This is a genomic window from Acinetobacter sp. ASP199 (assembly GCF_022700675.1).
Taxonomy (GTDB): domain Bacteria; phylum Pseudomonadota; class Gammaproteobacteria; order Pseudomonadales; family Moraxellaceae; genus Acinetobacter.
This window is the reverse complement of record NZ_CP062182.1, coordinates 1295623-1315789: the sequence shown is the minus strand read 5'-3', so window position 1 is coordinate 1315789 and position 20167 is coordinate 1295623. Positions and strand designations below refer to the sequence as shown.

General features: G+C 42.8%; 19 protein-coding genes. 10 read left to right on the top strand and 9 right to left on the bottom strand.

The window, feature by feature from the left end:
• Positions 1-47: 47 nt before the first annotated feature.
• Positions 48-545 carry an Lrp/AsnC ligand binding domain-containing protein gene (locus IHE35_RS06135; RefSeq protein ID WP_242789756.1) on the bottom strand — a complete coding sequence of 166 codons (498 nt, stop codon included), beginning with the start codon at positions 543-545 and terminating at the stop codon, positions 48-50.
• A gap of 118 nt (positions 546-663) precedes the next feature.
• On the opposite strand from IHE35_RS06135, the gene putA reads away from it, so the two are divergent.
• The 4 genes from putA to IHE35_RS06115 all read left to right on the top strand — a co-directional run bounded on the left by putA (position 664) and on the right by IHE35_RS06115 (position 7013).
• Positions 664-4416 carry a trifunctional transcriptional regulator/proline dehydrogenase/L-glutamate gamma-semialdehyde dehydrogenase gene (putA, locus tag IHE35_RS06130; protein WP_242789755.1) on the top strand — a complete coding sequence of 1251 codons (3753 nt, stop codon included), beginning with the start codon at positions 664-666 and terminating at the stop codon, positions 4414-4416.
• 178 nt (positions 4417-4594) lie between these two features.
• Positions 4595-5683 carry a tRNA (uridine(54)-C5)-methyltransferase TrmA gene (gene trmA, locus IHE35_RS06125; protein ID WP_242789754.1) on the top strand — a complete coding sequence of 363 codons (1089 nt, stop codon included), beginning with the start codon at positions 4595-4597 and terminating at the stop codon, positions 5681-5683.
• A gap of 242 nt (positions 5684-5925) precedes the next feature.
• Positions 5926-6150, top strand: coding sequence for a hypothetical protein (locus IHE35_RS06120; protein WP_242789753.1), 225 nt, complete (start codon positions 5926-5928; stop codon positions 6148-6150).
• 305 nt (positions 6151-6455) lie between these two features.
• Positions 6456-7013, top strand: coding sequence for a lecithin retinol acyltransferase family protein (locus IHE35_RS06115; protein WP_242789752.1), 558 nt, complete (start codon positions 6456-6458; stop codon positions 7011-7013).
• A 50-nt stretch (positions 7014-7063) separates the two neighbouring features.
• On the opposite strand, the gene IHE35_RS06110 is transcribed toward IHE35_RS06115, so the two are convergent.
• Positions 7064-7975, bottom strand: a complete 912-nt coding sequence (locus tag IHE35_RS06110) for a bestrophin family protein (protein ID WP_242789751.1) — start codon at positions 7973-7975, stop codon at positions 7064-7066.
• A gap of 150 nt (positions 7976-8125) precedes the next feature.
• A complete protein-coding gene (locus tag IHE35_RS06105; protein WP_242789750.1) occupies positions 8126-9853 on the bottom strand; it encodes a glutamine--tRNA ligase/YqeY domain fusion protein in 1728 nt (575 codons plus the stop codon).
• A gap of 477 nt (positions 9854-10330) precedes the next feature.
• Here IHE35_RS06105 and IHE35_RS06100 point away from each other — a divergent pair, with 477 nt between their 5' ends.
• Positions 10331-10840 (top strand): peptidylprolyl isomerase, encoded by a 510-nt coding sequence (locus tag IHE35_RS06100; RefSeq protein ID WP_242789749.1) that lies wholly within the window; start codon positions 10331-10333, stop codon positions 10838-10840.
• Between the two features lie 110 nt (positions 10841-10950).
• A complete protein-coding gene (locus IHE35_RS06095; RefSeq protein ID WP_242789748.1) occupies positions 10951-11667 on the top strand; it encodes a UDP-2,3-diacylglucosamine diphosphatase in 717 nt (238 codons plus the stop codon).
• A gap of 126 nt (positions 11668-11793) precedes the next feature.
• Here the strand turns inward: IHE35_RS06095 and hpaI are convergent, their stop codons facing one another.
• Positions 11794-12588: a 4-hydroxy-2-oxoheptanedioate aldolase gene (gene hpaI, locus IHE35_RS06090; RefSeq protein WP_242789964.1), complete on the bottom strand. Its 795-nt coding sequence runs from the start codon at positions 12586-12588 to the stop codon at positions 11794-11796.
• 245 nt (positions 12589-12833) lie between these two features.
• Here hpaI and nfsB point away from each other — a divergent pair, with 245 nt between their 5' ends.
• Both nfsB and IHE35_RS06080 read left to right on the top strand, forming a co-directional pair.
• Positions 12834-13487, top strand: a complete 654-nt coding sequence (gene nfsB, locus IHE35_RS06085; protein WP_242789747.1) for an oxygen-insensitive NAD(P)H nitroreductase — start codon at positions 12834-12836, stop codon at positions 13485-13487.
• A 109-nt stretch (positions 13488-13596) separates the two neighbouring features.
• A complete protein-coding gene (locus tag IHE35_RS06080) occupies positions 13597-13818 on the top strand; it encodes a hypothetical protein (protein ID WP_242789746.1) in 222 nt (73 codons plus the stop codon).
• Here the strand turns inward: IHE35_RS06080 and IHE35_RS06075 are convergent.
• The 4 genes from IHE35_RS06075 to IHE35_RS06060 all read right to left on the bottom strand — a co-directional run bounded on the left by IHE35_RS06075 (position 13787) and on the right by IHE35_RS06060 (position 17516).
• A complete protein-coding gene (locus IHE35_RS06075; protein WP_242789745.1) occupies positions 13787-14641 on the bottom strand; it encodes a DMT family transporter in 855 nt (284 codons plus the stop codon). The two genes, IHE35_RS06080 and IHE35_RS06075, sit on opposite strands and share 32 nt — an antisense overlap.
• Positions 14642-14732: 91 nt before the next feature.
• A complete protein-coding gene (gene fba / locus IHE35_RS06070; protein ID WP_242789744.1) occupies positions 14733-15767 on the bottom strand; it encodes a class II fructose-bisphosphate aldolase in 1035 nt (344 codons plus the stop codon).
• Between the two features lie 120 nt (positions 15768-15887).
• Positions 15888-16166: a hypothetical protein gene (locus tag IHE35_RS06065; protein ID WP_242789743.1), complete on the bottom strand. Its 279-nt coding sequence runs from the start codon at positions 16164-16166 to the stop codon at positions 15888-15890.
• A 162-nt stretch (positions 16167-16328) separates the two neighbouring features.
• On the bottom strand, positions 16329-17516 hold the full coding sequence (locus IHE35_RS06060; protein ID WP_242789742.1) for a phosphoglycerate kinase: 1188 nt from the start codon (positions 17514-17516) through the stop codon (positions 16329-16331).
• A 140-nt stretch (positions 17517-17656) separates the two neighbouring features.
• Here IHE35_RS06060 and IHE35_RS06055 point away from each other — a divergent pair, with 140 nt between their 5' ends.
• Together IHE35_RS06055 and IHE35_RS06050 are read left to right on the top strand one after the other, a co-directional pair.
• The gene (locus IHE35_RS06055; RefSeq protein WP_005221773.1) at positions 17657-18040 is read left to right on the top strand and encodes a DUF2237 domain-containing protein; all 384 of its coding nucleotides are present in this window, start codon (positions 17657-17659) and stop codon (positions 18038-18040) included.
• Positions 18040-18633, top strand: coding sequence for a Maf family protein (locus IHE35_RS06050; RefSeq protein WP_242789741.1), 594 nt, complete (start codon positions 18040-18042; stop codon positions 18631-18633). The genes IHE35_RS06055 and IHE35_RS06050 overlap by 1 nt, the downstream gene beginning before the upstream one ends.
• 59 nt (positions 18634-18692) lie before the next feature.
• Here the strand turns inward: IHE35_RS06050 and IHE35_RS06045 are convergent, their stop codons facing one another.
• Positions 18693-19805: a BapA prefix-like domain-containing protein gene (locus IHE35_RS06045; protein WP_242789740.1), complete on the bottom strand. Its 1113-nt coding sequence runs from the start codon at positions 19803-19805 to the stop codon at positions 18693-18695.
• Positions 19806-20167: the final 362 nt, after the last annotated feature.

The window sequence follows — 20167 nt, the reverse complement described above, 5'->3', positions numbered from 1 at the left end:
TCAAAAAACTAAAAGGGACTTCGCGTCCCTTTTGTTTTATCAGCATTTTATACTTTGGCTTTGGCAGGTAGTTTTAGCTTGATCTGCTGGGTTTCCTTAATCACTTCCATCACTGGGTAACTGCGGGTTTCCTTTACCCCCGGCAGCTGCCACAAAATATCCCCAGAAATTTTACGGAACTCATCCATATTGGCACAGCGGATTTTTACTACAAAATCAAAGCCACCACTAATCATATGACATTCCACAATATCCGGAATCTGCTGTACTGCCTCAGAAAATTCTTCCAGTACATTTGGCGTAGTTTTATCCAGCAGGATTTCGACGAAAACTACAAAACCATTATTCAGCTTGACCGGATTCAAACGTGCTTCATAACCAAGAATAAATCCTTCCTTGGTCAATTTCTGTACCCGCGCCAGTACCGCTGTTGGCGACAGGTTCACCATTTCTGCCAGTTTGATATTGGAAATTTTCGATTCGGATTGCAACAAATCAAGGATACGAATATCGATTCGGTCAAGACTTACATATGGGCTATTCATTAGAATTATTCTCTAAAAATGATACAAACTATAGTGAGATATTCGTCAATTATTTTGGGATTATAGATTAAAACTCATTCAACTCAAAGAACCGTTTGACGCAGTACAGGAAGTCACTATGTCCACCATCCTACGCCCAAATTCGCACTCGAATGCCATGCAGCAATCGAATTATATTGCTGAATTTAAGGATAAAAAATTATATGAACAGCGCATTAATTCAGCATGGCGACGTGCCGAGTCCGAGTGCGTAGAAACCTTGCTGGAACATAGTGAAATTTCTTCGGAACTGACGGACAAAATCCAGAGCCTGGCTTTTGATCTGGCGCATTCGTTACGTGAACGTAAAGGTTCGGGTGGCAAGGCCGGTATTGTGCAAGGGCTATTACAGGAATTTTCATTGTCTTCCCAGGAAGGTATTGCGCTGATGTGTCTGGCAGAAGCCTTGCTACGTATTCCAGATACGGCGACCCGCGACTTGCTGATTCGTGACAAGATTAATCAGGGCAACTGGAAAGAACATCTTGGTCAAAGCCAGCTGATGTTTGTCAATGCAGCAGCTTGGGGACTGATGCTGACCGGAAAGCTGATGGAAACCCCACAGCAGAAAAGTCTGTCGAGTCTGTTAACTGGTCTTTTGGCACGCAGTGGCCGCAGCATTATCCGCAAGGCGGTTGATGTGGCGATGCGCATGATGGGCGAACAGTTTGTGACTGGCGAAACCATTGATGAAGCGCTAAAAAATGCCGAACGTCTGGAAGAAAAAGGTTTCCAATATTCTTATGACATGCTGGGTGAAGCAGCGTTAACCGATCCAGATGCAGAACGTTATTATCAGGATTATCAAAATGCAATTCATGCTATCGGTCAAGCATCAACAGATAAAGATGTTTATAACGGCCCGGGCATTTCCATTAAACTGTCTGCACTGCACCCACGTTACCAGCGCTCACAGATGGATCGTGTCAATGATGAACTGTATAGCAAAGTCCTAAATCTGGCGGTTCTGGCGAAACAGTACAATATTGGTCTGAATATCGATGCGGAAGAAACCGAGCGTCTGGAAATTTCTCTAGAACTTTTAGAACGCCTGTGTTTTGAATCGGTACTCAATGACTGGAAAGGCATTGGTTTTGTGATTCAGGCCTACCAGAAGCGTTGCTTCTATGTGGTGGATTATATTGTCGATCTAGCCAAACGTAGCCAGAAACGTCTGATGATCCGCCTGGTCAAAGGTGCCTATTGGGACAGCGAAATCAAGAAAGCTCAGATCGAAGGGATGGCGGATTATCCGGTATTTACCCGCAAGGTGCATACTGACCTGTCTTATATTTCCTGCGCACGTAAACTGCTGGCTGAACCGGACTATATCTACCCGCAATTTGCCACTCACAATGCGCAGACGGTTGCCACCATTTACCAACTCGCCGATCCGGAACATTACTATGCCGGTCAATATGAATTCCAGTGCCTGCACGGCATGGGTGAACCGCTATATGAAAATGTGGTCGGTGACAAAGTGGCAGGCAAACTCGGCATTCCATGTCGTATCTATGCCCCAGTCGGTAATCATGAAACCCTGTTGGCCTATCTGGTACGCCGTCTGCTGGAAAATGGTGCCAATACTTCTTTTGTAAATCGGATCGCAGACAAGAGCTTAAAAGTTGAAGATCTGATCGAGAATCCTCGTGAGACAATTTTAAAGACCGCTCAGCATGAAAATATTTTGGGTGGCAAACATCCTCATATTCCCTATCCTCAAGATCTCTATGGCACACGTATCAATTCAGCTGGACTGGATCTGGCCAATGATGCAGAACTCGGTGCTTTAAATGAAGTGGCAGCAAGTCTGGCTAATAGCCAGTTTCAGGCAGCAGCAATGGGCACAGCTTTTTCAGAACCAGATACGAGCAATGCTGTACAGGTGATCAATCCGGCCCAGCATCAGGATGTGGTTGGTACCGTTTACGAAGCAACGACTGAACAGGCAGAAATTGCGCTGACCCAAGCTGTTAATGCACAACATTTCTGGGCCAATCTACCAAAGGATGAACGTGCCGCCTGTCTAAATAAAGCTGCCCAGCTGATGCAGCAACGACTGATGCCTCTGATGGTTCTGCTATCGCGTGAAGCTGGTAAAACCTATGCCAATGCGATTGCTGAAGTACGTGAAGCGATTGACTTCCTGCGTTATTATGCGGGCCAGATATCAGATCTGTCTGACAATGTCCATATCCAGCCTTTGGGTACAGTGCTGTGTATCAGTCCTTGGAACTTCCCGCTGGCGATTTTCACTGGCCAGATTTCTGCAACACTGGTAACGGGTAATACTGTAATTGCTAAACCGGCTGAACAGACCCCACTGATTGCTGCCCAAGCTGTACAGATTCTCTGGGAAGCTGGCATTCCGCAGGATGTATTGCAACTATTACCCGGCCGTGGTGAAACCATTGGTGCACAGCTGAGCCAGGACTCCCGTATTCAGGGCATCATGTTTACTGGTTCTACCGAAGTAGCGAAGATTCTGCAAAAAACTGTGGCAGAACGACTGAATCAATTTGATGAAAGCGTGACTCTGATTGCCGAAACTGGTGGCCAGAATGCCATGATTGTGGATTCATCTGCATTGACCGAACAGGTGGTGCTGGATGTGGTCAACTCTGCTTATGATAGTGCTGGTCAACGTTGTTCTGCCCTGCGTGTACTGTGTGTACAGGAAGACAATCTGGACACTGTACGTCATATGTTGAAAGGTGCCATGCAGCAGTTACGTGTTGGCAATCCAGTTCTGTTGAAAACCGATATTGGCCCGGTGATTGATGCCGAAGCCCAACAGAACATTCAGAAGCATATTGATCAGATGCGCAGTAAAGGTCATAAAGTTCATCAATTGATGTTTAATCAGGATACTTCTGAGCTGGTTCAAGGCACCTTTATTCCGTCTACCTTAATTGAACTGCCAAACCTGAATGATCTGGAACGTGAAGTTTTTGGTCCGGTGCTACATCTGATCAGCTATAAAGCTGGTGAACTGCCACAGCTACTGGATCAGATCAACAGTAAGGGCTATGGCCTGACCATGGGCTTACATACCCGGATCGATGAAACCATGCAGACTGTGATCTCGAAAGCCCATGTCGGCAACCTGTATATTAACCGCAATATTGTCGGTGCAGTCGTGGGGATACAGCCATTTGGTGGTGAAGGTCTATCTGGCACTGGTCCAAAAGCCGGTGGTCCACTCTATATTTACCGTTTAATGCATCAGGTATCCGAGAAAAAACTGGTGCAGCCTTATGCAATGACATCTACACAGGCAACGTCTGAGCATCCATTGCTACAGGAATTTAAGGCTTGGGTAGATAAAACTTTCCCAACGATGTCCTTAACCACTCCGGCCAAAATCACAACTGGGCACAGCTTTAGCCTGCAAGGTCCAACAGGTGAAGAAAATCAGTACATGATCTTGCCACGTGAAAGTGTGTTATCTCTGGCATCGAATGATGCTGATCAGATTCAGCAATTACTGGCGATTTTATCGGTGGGTAGTCGTCCGGCAGTACTGGCAGACAATACTTTCATCCTTAAACATTTACAAAGTATGCCTGCAAAAGTGGTGCAGGCCATTAAGGTAATTAAGGATATTGATTCGGGTGATTTCGAAGCTGTACTGCATCATGGCAATGCCTCTGCACTGCTTGATCTGCAAAAACGTATCGCAGCACGTCAAGGTCCAATTGTAGTTATCACGCATCTAAGTTCCGGAAATTATGAGATTCCGGTGGAACGTTTTGTAATTGAACGTGCCATTAGTATCAATACCGCAGCAGCGGGTGGTAATGCCAGCCTAATGACCATGTCAGGTCTATAAAAACCTCTCCACTTTTTATTAGTTTAATTTTTCCCGCTTAGGGCCAAATCTCTCCCCTTTGTAGATTTGGCCTATTTTTTAGCTGCTTTTCACGCGTGTTTTCCTGAATAGTCTTAGGCAGAACAGTAATTTTTTGCTACCATCTTGGCTTTCAAAATATTTGCGATTTTTACTGCATATGACCTCATCTTATCAGCAACAACTGGATGCCAAAGTTGAACGCATTCGCGCGCAATTTGCCGAATATCAACCACCTGCTTTAGAGGTATTCGAATCACCTGAACAGTACTATCGCATGCGTGCTGAATTCCGGATCTGGCATACTGAAGATGATATGTTTTATGCCATGTTTGAACGTGATGAGAACAATAACAAAAAAATCATCCGTATTGATGAATTTCCGGTTGCTGACCGCAGTATTAATGCTTTAATGCCACGTTTATTAGATGCGCTTAAAGCTGAAACGATTTTATCTCAACGCTTATTTGAAGTGCATTTCCTTGCAACTTTAAAAGGTGAAATGTTGGTTTCCCTCATCTATCGTTGTCCGCTGACAGCTGAATGGGAAACAGCAGCCAAAGTGATTTCTGAACAACTCAATATTAAGATTTTTGGTCGTAGTCGTGGTCAAAAAGTCATTTTAACGGATGACTATGTTGTTGAAGAACTCAAAGTCTTCGATCGCACCTATCAATATAAGCAAATTGAAAGCAGTTTTACGCAACCGAATGCGCAAGTTTGTCAAAAAATGTTGGAGTGGGCTTGTACTGCTGCTGAACAGTCAGACTCAAACAAAGATATGCTTGAGCTGTACTGCGGTAATGGTAACTTTACCCTGCCGCTCTCTACCCGCTTCCGTCGCGTATTAGCAACTGAACTCGCTAAATCTTCAGTCTATGCGGCTGAATGGAATATCGAGCAGAATGGTATCGAAAATATTCAGGTGGCTCGTCTGTCTGCTGAAGAATTCACTCAAGCCTATAACGGTGAACGTGTGTTCCGTCGTCTACAGGAAGCCAATATCGAAATTTCGACTTATGACTTCGATACGGTATTTGTCGATCCGCCACGTGCCGGCATTGATGATGAAACGTTGAAGCTACTGCAACGCTTTGAACGAATCATCTATATTTCTTGCAATCCGGACACATTGCATGACAATTTGAAACAGTTATCTGAGACGCATAAAATCACTAAATTTGCCCTGTTCGATCAGTTCCCCTATACCCACCATGTGGAGTCAGGTGTACTGCTGGAAAAACGTTAAAAATATTGTTTCAATTTATTTTTTTGTTACATAAATGGAGCTTCTAGTGGCTCCATTTTTTATTTTTAAAATAATAGACTTAACTGCAAATTCTACTATTTCAACTGAATAATATCGTTTGAAACACCTTCTACAATCGGAAATTTTGAATACTGTTTGCTGCTTTTATCACATAGGTCCTATTGCTTTATTTATTTAATTGGCTATATTTCAATCTATGTTAGATCATGTATGAAGGCTCTATGAGTTTTTGGCAAAAGTTGTTCACTGCTGAACAACACAATGAACACAAGAATCAAATTGCTTGTGTTGAAAATGACTGCGCTTGCAAGTCAAATGAACAGCTTCTTGAAGCATTGGCAAAAGCAACCGATGAAGACGTCATTGTCGGCATCAAAAAAGTTCTCGCTTCTCGCGGCTATAGTCGTAAGGAACTGAATGAACTGCAGCACTTGCCATTACAATAGTGATCAGGCTTCGTTTAAAAAAGCATTTGTGAAAGCAAATGCTTTTTTATTGGCTGGAATTTTTAGCGAGTAACATTATTCAATCGGCATACCCTGCTCTAGATCATGCCAAAGTCAAGTGATGACCTTAAAGGATGCTTAGGCTATTTCAGGCTTAAGATTTCTGTTTTGATTCTTCCTTCAGGCACTCTTTTTGCAACTGATCAGTTCGATGATTTTCCAGACATAAACATCGATAAAATCACAAAAAACCGTTAAACTTGGTTTCTTGAAACATTTTTACATCAATTGGCATTCAGTGGTATATGCAACAGACTCAACGTTTTCCCTTAGGTGCTCACCTTATGGTCAAACACTTCGGCTATACCCATCATGGTATTTATGCCGGACGAGGTCGTGTGATCCATTATTCCGGCTTTGCGCACTTATTTAAAAAGCATCCGATTGAAATTACCTCGATTGACAAGTTTAGTCATGGCAAACCAATTCAGGTTCAGGAATATGCGCATACCAAATATAAAGGCCGTAAAGTCGTGCGTCGTATGCGTTCACGCATGCATGAAAATAATTATCATCTGATTATCAATAACTGTGAACATCTGTGTACCTGGGCGATTACTGGCGTGGAAAGCAGTCCACAAGTGATACGCATGATGAACCGTCTGACCACCATTGGTTATATCAGTTCGATGATGAGCTTCATGAATAGTCTTTTCTTGACCTTAACCACGACTTGCTTTGCCTTGGCACTGTATATTAAAAAGAAATTACGCGACAAAGCAAAGCTACGTTTACAGCAATATCGTGAGCTACAGGAACAGTTTCAGGAACATACTGATCTCAGCAATCTGAAAAAACGTTAATAAAAAGCCCCAATCAAATGGGGCTTTTTATATGGATGAAAATAACCAGCTTAGCTCAGATGCCCTTTCCAAGCCTGTAAAGGTTCAGGAACTTCTCGTCCTATAGAGCTTAAAGTTTCCCGCTCGACCAGACGCACAATTGAATCAAGCGCCAAATCATTATCCTGTAGTCCAAAAGGTTCTTCCAGCTCAGCACTCAGTTCATCCAGGCCTAAAAACAGATAGGCAATCAATGCCACCAGGACTGGTGTCCATAAACCTAGGTTGGCTTCCAGACTAAATGGCAAAATAAAGCAGAAAGAATACACCGCTCGATGTAACAGTACGGAATAAGAAAATGGCAACGGCGTCGACAGAATCCGGTCGCAACCTGCCTGAATATTTCCGAGCTCTACCGTATGCTGATTCAGGTTGTTATAAATAATATCGGAAATCTGCCCTGCTCGATAACATTGCACCAGCTGCTTCTGCATCTGTTCCAGTACCCATTGCGCAGGATTAACCTGTTGCTTAATCTGATTAAAAGCAATTGGATCAAACTGGGTATCAGACTGGTAATGCGAAATGTTGCTCTCTTGCTGACGCAAACGATCGCGTAATAAATGAGTAAACAACATCATCCGGTATAAAAGCAGTTCCCGGTTTTCGGTATCTAGCACATGTGTATCACGGCTAAAGTGACGCGTGGTTGCAATTAAGGAACCCCAGAGCTTACGCCCTTCCCACCAGCGGTCATAACAGGCCGTATTACGAAAGCTCAGGAAGATCGACAGGATTACCCCGAAGATGGTGAAGCCAATTGCAGGCACTGCAGGCAGGCTAAAAAAATGCTCCCGACTTAAATAAACCAGTACCCCCGAAATCAGAATCACTGAAATAAGCGCAGGCAATACCTTGGGCAAAATGGTGCCATGCCAGGCAAACAGCAGGCTAAAACTATTACTTTTATCACGGACAATCATGTTCTTGTTTTATGCTCCATAGAAATAGCCCAACCGAAGTTGGGCTATCTAAAGGTTGATCAGAACCAAACTGTTTTGACTTTGCGGAAGTCAATTGGCTTCCTTGGCAGAAGATGGTCAATACAATTTAAGTCACTTACCAGAGACAACTTATTTACCTGGCTTAAAGCTGTCTTTCAGATCCAGAATACGGTTAAACACTGGCTTTTCGCTTGAGTGATCGTATTGGTCCGCCACAAAGTAACCTTCACGTTCAAACTGGAAGCGATCTTCCGGTTTTGCTTCTGCAAGTGCTGGCTCAACCACGGCTTGTACCACTTTCAATGACTCAGGGTTCAAGTTCGCCAGGAAGTCATCACCCGTTTCAGGATCAGATTCCGTGAACAGACGCTCATAGATACGAACTTCCGCAGGAACACCTTTGCTTGCAGATACCCAGTGAATTACACCTTTGACCTTACGGCCTTCAGGGTTTTTACCTAAAGTTTCAGGATCGATAGAACATTTCAGTTCAACGACTTCACCATTTTCATCCTTAACCACTTCATCACATTTGATGACATAAGCATGACGAAGACGCACTTCGCCACCTGGAATCAGACGTTTAAAGCCTTTAGGTGGTTCTTCTTCAAAATCTTTACGGTCAATGTAAATTTCAGAAGTCAATGGAATGACACGCTCGCCCATATCCACATTTGGGTGACGAGAATGCGTCAGATCCATATCGGCCGGTAAATTGGTTAAAGTCACTTTAATTGGATCAAGAACTGCCATACCACGTGCTGCAGTATTTTCCAAAGATTGACGGATGCAGTATTCAAGCATTGAAACATCAACAATACTGCCATCAACTTTAGTTACGCCCACACGCTTACAGAAGTCACGCAGACCTTCAGGTGTGAAACCACGACGGCGCATACCCACAACCGTTGGCATACGTGGGTCATCCCAACCATTCACATACCCACCTTCAACCAGTTTACGCAGCTTACGCTTAGAAGTAATGGTGTAGTCGACATTCAGACGGCTTGACTCATACTGACGTGGAACAGCTGGCGATTTAACTTTCTCGATTACCCAGTCATAGAATGGACGATGATCCTGGAATTCCAGTGTACATAAAGAGTGTGTTACACCTTCAATGGCATCCGATAATGGATGCGCATAATCGTACATTGGGTAGATTTTCCATTTATCACCCGTCTGATGGTGCTCAGAATGCAGGATACGATACAGAATCGGATCACGCATATGTACGTTTGGTGAAGTCATGTCAATTTTGGCACGAAGCACAGCCTGACCTTCAGCAAACTCGCCATTGCGCATTTTTTCAAAACGCTCCAGGTTTTCAGCAACAGTGGCTTCACGTTGTGGTGAGTTTTTACCTGGTTCTACAAAGTTACCGCGGTTTAACTTGATTTCTTCTGGAGACTGTAAGTCCACATAGGCATCACCCTGTTCAATCAGTTGAATAGCCCATGTATAAAGCTGATCGAAATAGCTTGATGCATAGCAAGGCTCGCCTTTCCATTCAAAACCAAGCCATTTTACATCGTTTGCAATACCATCAACATATTCTTGTTCTTCAGCATCTGGGTTCGTGTCGTCAAAACGAAGGTTACAGTAACCACCAAACTCTTCAGCAACACCAAAGTTCAGGCAGATCGCTTTTACGTGTCCAATATGCAGGTAACCATTTGGCTCAGGCGGGAAACGTGTTACTACTTGTTGAGTACGCCCTGCTTCTAAATCATCAGTGATAACTTGGCGCACAAAATCTAAGCCAGGTTGTTGTTCCTGCTGCTGCGCTGAATCGACTGCATTCTTGTTTTGGGTCGGGTTCTCGGGCAGAGATGTAACAACATCATTTGGCTTCATGATCAATCATTCACTTCTAAAGTTAAAATTAAGGGTTTTATGTCCTATTACGGGAGGCTTTACGCACACCGTAAAACATAAACTAAAGTCCCCTAGTTTAACTTTAGGTGATCAATCTCTCAACTGCTAACTGTGGCATTTGTTTTCTATTCAAGCATTTTAAAATGACCAGGCTGCATCTGCTGCAAATGCATGCAAATTTGAACGAATGATCATGATTTTTTTTATAAATATGGTCGCATGTCGCTGTTTAAGAAAAGAAACATACTCTGGCAAAAAAATGTGTCATTGTTAATTGGTAAGGCGCAGACAATCATCTGGATTTTCCTGCTAGAACAATGCATAAATAAGATACGATTTTCAGGATTTTATCCGAGAAAAGTATATTTTTACTTGCCTTGTCGATTACAGTTTGCTTATGCTTCTCTCATTCAAAAAAACCCATGACTTCAAAAGTCATGATCAGGAGATTACACAATGAGTTTTCCTCAAGTCGAATTAAACACCAATAAAGGTCGTATTGTTCTTGAATTAAACGCTGAAAAAGCACCTAAAACAGTGGCAAACTTCTTAGAATATGTACGTGACGGTTTTTATGACGGCGTAATTTTCCACCGCGTTATTGATGGTTTCATGATCCAAGGCGGCGGCATGGACGAAAACTTCAAAGAAAAAGCAACTCGTGACGCGATTGAAAACGAAGCTGACAACGGCCTAAGCAATGAAGTTGGTACTATTGCAATGGCGCGTACTCAAGCACCTCACTCTGCTTCGGCTCAATTCTTCATTAACGTGAAAAACAACTCTTTCCTTAACCACACTGGCAAAACTGCACAAGGTTGGGGTTATGCAGTATTTGGTAAAGTCGTTGAAGGTATGGACGTGGTTGATGCAATTAAAGGCGTTCGCACTGGTAACCGTGGCTACCACGCTGACGTTCCACTAGAGAACGTGGTAATCGAATCTGCAAAAATCATTTCTGAATAAAAAACGTCCTCTCTGTTCTTTATGAGTTTTAAAGTATTGCTTTAAAACGGCGTAATGAAAAATCCCTTTTTAAAGGAGGGATTTTCGAGAGGAGATTAAGGAAAAGATTCGTGACCCATCTGTTTATCGCTGATTTACATTTGTCACCTGATCACCCTCGACTCGTTCGGGGGTTTTTAGATTTATTAGATGCCTATAAAGATAAGAATACTCAACTGTATATTCTCGGCGACTGGTTTAATGCCTGGATTGGTGACGACTATACAGCGCCATGGCTGGATGAAATTGTTGAGCATTTAAAACAGTTCACCAAAGCTGGTAATCAGGTTTATTTTCTGGTGGGTAACCGTGATTTCGCTTTGGGCAAAGATTTTCTAAATCAGTTTTCCGGACAGCTTTTACCCGATGTTAAGCTGTTAAATATCGCAGGCAAAAAGATTCGTATAGAACATGGCGATGAGCTCTGCACCGATGACGTCAGCTACCAAAGATTTCGTAAAATTATCCGTAATCCATGGTTAGTCGGCTTTTTAAGAAAAATGCCGTTGTCTTTTCGTGCCCGTCTGGCACAAGGCTTCCGCAAGAAAAGTCATGAAGCGCAGCAATTCAAAAGCTACGAAGTCATGGACGTGAATCAGAATGCAGTAAAAGCTGCTCTGAAAGATATAGATCTACTGATTCATGGTCACACGCATCGTGCCAATATTCATAATATGGATGGCAAGAAGCGAATTGTGTTGGGTGATTGGAAAGAAGATACCGCCCAGATTCTAGAGATTTCCAATGATCCTAAGCAAGAGATTCAGCTTAGGACTTGGCATTATTAAATAGTTCCAAATAAAATCCTGAATTGATTGCTGAAGCAGGTCTAAACCTGAATGATTAAAATTGAGCTAAATAAAAAGGCAACTGTACATTCAGTTGCCTTTTTATTTTGGACACACTGGGTGGAATTAATATCCACCTTCAGATTTCACCACTTCAGTACCCTGCTTATATTTAGACAACAGTTCCCGTAAAGAGTTCATCAATACGCTAGTATCCACACCCACCGCCACAAACTCTGTACCTAAATCTAAATATTTTTGAGTCACTTCATGTTGAGTCGATAAAATACCGGCCGCTTTACCTGATGCTCGAATCCGTTGAATCGCATCAATCACGGCTTTTTGAACTTCAGGATGATTTGGATTGCCTTGATAGCCCATGGTCGCAGACAAATCGACCGCACCAATAAATACACCATCAATCCCCTCAACTTTTAAGATTTCGTCAAGGTTTTGCAAGCCTGTCACTGACTCAATTTGAATAAGCAAACAAATATCTTCATGGGCAGTTTCATAGTAGTTTGGAATACTATTCCAACGGGTTGCACGTGCCAATGCTGCACCCACACCACGAATACCTTCCGGCGGATAACGTACCGCTTTCACCATCAGTTCTGCTTGCTCTACCGTTTCCACCATCGGAATCAGTAAACTTTGTGCACCAATATCCAAAAGCTGCTTGATTAACTGTACGCTGCCAATTGGTGGACGCACTACTGCCTGCGATGGATAAGGTGCAATACTCTGTAATTGCGATAAGGTGGTTCTTAAATCACTAGGTGCATGCTCACCATCAATTAGCAACCAGTCATAACCGGCATTGGCAGCAATTTCTGTACCGTAAGCATCTGCCAGACCGACCCATAATCCGATTTGCTGTTCAGTCTTGAGTTTTCTTTTAAAGTAATTGGTGTATTGCATACGCCTGCTCGCTTGCATGTCATTGCTTATAAGGTTATTAAACGCCTATTGGCTAAAAGTACCAATAGTGAAAAGCTCTTTTATAATTAGCAAAAGTTCTAAGTCCTCACATTATAAATGCTATACATCTACAAAACTTATGCTTTGCCTGAAGAAAATTTATTGTAATAATCCACTTCACTTAGAGTATGATTTCACTGTATTTCACCCAATCCAAGATGAACAAAGACGAATGGAGTCCAGTTATGGATTTACTTAAGGTTTCTGAATCTCGTTACACGACAAAAGCTTATGATCCATCTAAGAAAATTCCACAGGAACAGTTTGATCGTCTGACCGAGATTCTTCGCCTGGCTCCCTCTTCAATTAATATCCAGCCATGGCACTTTTTTATCGCTGACCATGCTGATGCCAAAGCACGTATTGCCAAGGCTTTAGTAGGTACATATGCCTACAATGCACCAAAAGTATTGGATTCTTCGCATACGATTCTTTTCTGCACCAAAGCTGACATTACTGAGCAGCATTTAGATAATCTTCTGGAACGTGATGATGTACTTGGCCGTTTTAAAGATGAAACCGCCAAAGAAGCACAGCGCAATACCCGTACAGGCTATGTTGAATATTACCGTAATGAAAAAGGTGATATTCAGCGTTGGGCTGAAAACCAGACCTTTATTGCACTGGGTCAAATGTTACTTGCTGCAGGGATCGAAGGTGTAGATGCGACACCTATTGGGGGCTTTGATGAGAAGATTCTTACTGAAGAATTGAAACTCAATGAACAAGGCTTGATTCCATCCGTGATCCTGACTTTTGGCTACCGCAGTGAAAATGACTTTAATGCCAAGCTACCAAAATCCCGTCTGAAAGCCGAAGATGTTTTCACCAAACTGTAAACATTTTGTGATATAAAAGGGGCGCAAAGCCCCTTTAGTTGTCATTATGGGCCTAATTTTTGCTTAACTAAAGAACACTTATAATTCAGAATAAAAAATAGAGGTATCCATGTCGGTTCTTCCATCCAGACCTATGAAATTTGAATGCAAACACTGCGACAAGATTTATCTACATCAATCTAAACATGAACAGCATCGTTATCCGCATTGTCCACACTGCCGACAAGCTGGCCTCCTTCTTGGTCTGGCTGAAAAGGAAGATCTGATCCGCTTGTCACTGGATTATGCCAGTAGCTATGTCAAGCAGACATGGCATAGGCTAAGCAAATAACACTGGCAAGACCCAGTAGCAATCCAATACTGCTTGCAGGTTTTAGACGCTCTTTAAAGAAAATCAGGCCTGCAAGCACCCCAAACACAACCACCAGAATATTCATTCCCGCAAAGACAATCGCTGGTGTATCTTTTAGCAACATATGCGCTTTGACATAAAAGGCAATATTGGCGAAGTTTAGCCCTCCTAGAAACAGTCCGGCACCAATATGCTTTAAATCCCCGAGATGATGATATTTTATTAATAGATAGGCAATTGATAAAATAAAGGCACAGATGAACATCAGGTTCAGTGTTACTGCAAACTGCAATCCCAGACTGGTGGTGTATTTCAATAACACATCAATCAATGCATAACCTACCCAGACCAAGCTCAGATATAGCATGCCCCGCGTTCCTGTACCTGCATTATTTCGATTAGATAACAGGATACAAATTACCGCAGTGATCCCAAGACCGATTCCAATGATTTTAAGCTGGCTAAACTGCTCCTGAAAGATGAAATAAGCCGCTGCCAGAGAAAGTACGACTGATAGACGCTGGGCAATTTCTGTCTTTAAGATCCCTGCTGTTTGCAAAGCTCGAGCCAGCAGAAGAAATACACTGGGCAACAAGATGCCTAAGGCAAGGATCAATAACCACGGCGTATGAATGACTGAGACATGTGCCAGATCGGGTTTAAACCAGAAATAACAAAAAACACTTGCTGTAGCATAGTTCCAGGCAATCAGATGGATAGGATTGAGCCCCCTGTTCCTTCCGACCTTGAGTAAAATCGAGACCATGACGCTGCACAGTGCAGCTGCAAATATCAGTTCCATTGCATGCTCATCATTATTTTAAGTGCTTTATTTTAATACAAAAAAGCCCACAAAGTTATTGTGGGCTTTCAAGTTTATTTCAGGCTAGCAATTAGTAGCGAGAAACCATTTTCTCTAGAGAGATCGGGCGAATTTTGTCTGCATTACCTGCAGTACCAAATGCTTCGTAACGATCTACACAGATTTGCTTCATTGCATCAACAGTTGCAGCGAAGAATTTACGTGGGTCGAATTCAGCTGGTTTTTCAGCCATCATACGACGCATAGCACCTGTAGACGCTAAACGTAAGTCTGTATCGATGTTGATTTTACGCACACCGTGTTTGATTGCTTCAACCAGTTGCTCAACAGGAACACCGTAAGTTTCGCCGATGTTACCGCCGTATTGATTGATCACAGCCAACCATTCTTGTGGCACAGAGCTTGAACCGTGCATGACAAGGTGTGTGTTTGGAAGCGCTGCGTGAATCTCTTTAATACGATCAATCGCAAGGATGTCACCTGTAGGTGGACGTGTGAATTTGTACGCGCCGTGTGAAGTGCCCACTGCAATTGCAAGCGCATCAACGTTGGTATCTGCAACGAACTGAGTCGCTTCTTCAACTGAAGTTAAAAGTTGAGAATGGTCAAGAACGCCTTCAGCGCCTACGCCATCTTCTTCACCCGCCATACCTGTTTCAAGGCTACCTAGGCAACCGATTTCACCTTCTACAGAAACGCCACACGCATGCGCCATTTCCACAACACGACGAGTAACGTCTACGTTGTAGTCGTAAGATGTTGGAGTCTTACCATCTGCGCCCAAAGAACCATCCATCATCACTGATGAGAAGCCTAACTGGATAGAACGTTGACATACGTCAGGGCTGGTACCGTGGTCTTGGTGCATTACCACTGGAATGTGTGGCCATTCTTCGATTGCTGCCAAAATCAGATGACGCAAGAACGGTGCACCTGCGTACTTACGTGCACCCGCAGATGCCTGTACGATTACAGGTGAATTTGTTTGGTCTGCTGCCAACATAATGGCACGCATTTGTTCTAAGTTGTTTACGTTAAATGCTGGTACGCCGTAAGCATGTTCGCCGGCGTGATCCAAGAGCTGGCGCAATGAAATAAGAGCCATAATGTCCTCCCAGGTAATGCGACATATTCTACATGCGAACTGTATTCAATTCAGCAAGAAAACACATAAATTGATAAAAAATCCCTGCTTTTGCAGGGACTTTGGACTTGACTTGGATCCTTATTCAGCAACGGCCGATGAAGTGGCCTCATCCGGGCTGTCTGCAGTTGCCTCATCCGCCGGGGCATTCGCTACTTCTGCGGGAACATCTGTATTTTTTTCATCCAGAACTGGTTTGTCGATAGAGTCAATCACGGCTTGCTGTTCAGGAGTGATCTGTTCTGTAACTGTCGCAGCAGAAGCGTCCTGCTCCTGTGGTGCTGGACTGTCTTTTTTGGCACATGCAGTCAAAGCCAAAGAGGCAGCCAATAATACGGTGATAGCAACCTGTTTCATCATGCTATTTTCTCATCATCTATTTGTTTATGGCGAACATGCTATGACAGTTGTATTGCAGTTTTATGACGACTATCTAGACAGATACGAATCCTGAAAAAATGCACAAAAAAAGCCGGTATTAAACCGGCTTTTTCATGGAAGCAAATACTTCGGACGAGACGCTTAAGCGCGCTCTAGCAATACTGCAACAGCAGGAAGTGTTTTACCTTCTACGAATTCAAGGAAAGCACCGCCACCCGTTGAGATATAGCCAATTTTGTCAGCAACTTCATATTTGTCGATTGCAGCCAATGTATCGCCACCACCCGCAATTGAGAAGCCGGTCGATTCAGCAATTGCTAAAGACAATGTTTTCGTACCTTCACCAAATTGATCGACTTCGAATACGCCCACTGGACCATTCCAAAGAATCGTTTTAGATGTTTTCAAGATTTCAGCAAATGCTTTTGCAGTTTCTGGACCTACATCTAGAATCATGTCGTTGTCAGCAACATCTTCTACTTTTTTCACAACCGCTTTAGCAGCAGCCAATGAACCCAGGAAGTCATCAAAGTTGATTTCAGATGCATCAGCAACCACAACGTCCGTTGGAAGCGGAACAGAAACTTTTGCTGCAATTGCTTTCGCTGTGTCGATCAAATCACTTTCACAGAGTGATTTACCTACATTGTAACCAGCAGCTGCAAGGAAAGTATTCGCGATACCACCACCTACGATCAATTGATCACAGATATCAGAAAGTGAAGTCAATACGTCTAATTTAGTTGAAACCTTGGAACCAGCAACGATTGCAACCATTGGTTTTTCAGGAGTTTTCAACGCACGACCCAAAGCATCCAATTCCGCTGCAAGTAAAGGACCTGCTGCCGCCACTTTCGCCAGACGCGCTACACCTTCAGTAGATGCTTCTGCACGGTGAGCCGTACCAAATGCATCCATCACAAATACGTCGCAAAGTGCTGCATATTTCGCGGCAAGTTCAGGGTTATTTTTCTTTTCACCGACGTTGAAGCGGCAGTTCTCAAGTAAAACCACTTGGCCAGGTTGAACTTCAACACCATTCAGGTAGTCAGTGAATAACTTTACTTCCTGACCTAATGCTTCAGTCAAATATGCTGCTACAGGTGCAAGTGACTGTTCAGCTTTAGGCTCACCTTCAACTGGACGACCAAGGTGTGAATACACCATAACCGCTGCACCTTTTTCTACGGCAGCTTTAATAGTTGGCAATGCTGCACGTAAACGCGCATCGCTAGTAATCACGCCATTTTTAACAGGGACGTTTAAATCTTCACGAATAAGAACGCGCTTACCCGCAAGGTCAAGGTCAGTCATACGTTGAAAGTTCATCTAGAGCTCTCTTTATAGATATTAAAAACGAGGCGATTTTAAATGATTATGCAGAAAAAGGTTAGCATCTTTTGCAGAAAAGCTAACGATTGCCAAAGTTTTGTTATGATAGGAAAAAGCATCCATCAGATTCAGTACCCATGTCGATACATCCAGATCCAGATCTAAACCGTTTAAATGTTTTGGGCGAGCCCTTGGCGAGCTGCTGTTTTGACCCGATTACCGGCTATTTCCGTAATGGTTTCTGCCACACTTCTCCTAGTGACTTGGGCCAGCATACCGTTTGTGCACAGATGACTTCAGAGTTTTTAAATTTCTCCCAAAAAGTGGGTAATGATCTGATTACGCCTTTACCAGAAGTGGGTTTTCCCGGGCTTCAGCCGGGTGATTTCTGGTGTATTTGTGTGACCCGCTGGGTAGAAGCTTATGAAGCAGGCCAGGCGCCACCAATCAAGCTGCAAGCCTGCCATAAAGCAGTTCTAGCCTATGTCCCCCTGCATGTTTTAGAAGAATACGCTGTCTAATGAATACCGTAAAGATTATTCTGGCCTCTTCCAGCCAGACCCGTAAAGAACTGATGAATCGCTTACGTCTTGACTACGTAGCGATCGTCCCGGATATCGATGAATCACCGCAAGGTGAAAATCATGCAGATGACTTAGCCAAGCGACTGGCTTTTGAAAAAGCCCGACATGTGGCTGAGCAACACCCAGATGCAATCGTCATTGGCTCTGACCAGGTGGCTTGGCGTGAAGGCGCACCCGATATTTTTATCGGCAAGCCCTTAACTGCTGAAAAAGCAGTTCGCCAGTTACAGGCCAATTCAGACAAGATTGTATATTTCAGTACAGCACTGAGCGTGCAACAGAAATCTAGCGGTTTTGAGCAAACGCTGGTTGAGCACTATAAGGTCAAATTCCGCAAGCTATCTCAAGCTGAAATCGAACGTTATATTGACATTGAACAGCCGCTGCACTGTGCGGGTAGTTTTAAATGTGAAAGCTTAGGCATTAGTCTGTTTGAAGAAATGATTGGTCAGGACCAGACGACGTTGATGGGCATGCCGATGATCAAACTATGCAATATCTTGCGTGAGCTGGATATTCTGGTGCCTTAAAAATTAGTAAGGAAGCAGTTTTAGGACTGCTTTTTAGCAACTATCGATCATCTGAGCACTTAACCAATGATCTGTTGCTGCTCAGATAAAAGCTGTTGCAACATAAGATCAGACTGATTTTCCAACACTAATGAATGGCTAGCTTGCGCCACCTCCTCAGTGTCAGTCTGAATAATCATCTGATGACCTTCACTTTCTACCATAATAATATGGTCTACATTACTAGACTCAGAAAGCAGCTCAGCTAATGAAACTGTATCTGTTCGTATAAAGTCGATATCCATCAAACTACTTTCTTTTTCTGTACCCTCTAACAACAGATTCATCTGATTATTTAAATTTGAAATTGCATCCGCTGTATTTAGTATTTTATAAACTTGCGTATTGCTATCCAAGCCCGAAGAAATAAAATCTATGAGCTGTTTAGCATCAATAATGTCCTTGTTCCCAGCTGATGGCATAACATCATGATTAGTATCAACTGCCACTTGTTGCTCTTCAAAGCTATTCCTCATAAATTCTTGTGATGTTTTGAATCTGCTCATAGCTTCTTGATCAGGAACGGTATATTCATTTTGTTCAACCAGGTTAAGTCGAGCTAGTCGAAGTGTGGGAGTTGCTGGTTCTGGTTGCCCCGGCTCTGGCTCAGGTTCTACTGGCACTTCTGGTTCCGGCTCCGATACTTCCGGCACTTCCGGCTCGGGTTCTGGATCTACCGGCACTTCCGGCTCAGGATCTATTGGCTCTGGCACATTTGGGTCTAACTGTTCATCACGTTCAACTTCGCCACCTTCTGTTGCAGCAAGTCCTCCAATGAGTAAGGTGCCAATCGCTATCCATTCCCAATTTTCTGCAAGAAACGAAGAGGATGGTAATAATTCATCTGTCCTTGAAATCTGCTTATATTGCTTGGACACCTCATCAAACCAATATAAAGTCCCGCTTTCCTCTTCAATCACAAGGCTAGAGCTTAAACGCTCATGATTGTTTGCATAAAAATTCTCAACTACCAATCTTTCGCCACTTCTCAATACTAAAATCAAATTTGTACCGTCTTGAGACATCTGAACAATATCTGATTTGGAAATTTTGATTTTTACAATTGAGCTTTGATCAACTCGAACAGTATCAGCGTTGAGCTGTGTTTTTTCTTTTGATTTTTTATTAAACAATTGAATTTATTTCATTTTATTTTCCAAATTATTTTTATTCTCCTTATAAAAAATTGTGGTATTTTTGCACTTATGTCAATCAAAGCATGCTTTTCACTATTTTATTTACGTAATTAGCATTTTTAATTTGATCTCTCTTCTTTTGGCTCATATTTATATAATTCTTATTTTCAATTCAACATGCCCTTCACTTTGCTCAATTTTCAGAAATACTCAACTCTTTTGGTATATTAATTTTTTAACTAAAATTCCTCTCATTTCTTTTATTAAACTAAAATATTGCTTAGTTTATTTCCCTGTATTTATATAAAACTTATTTGTGGTGATCTCGCTTGCACCATTTAATAACTCAAGGGACAATA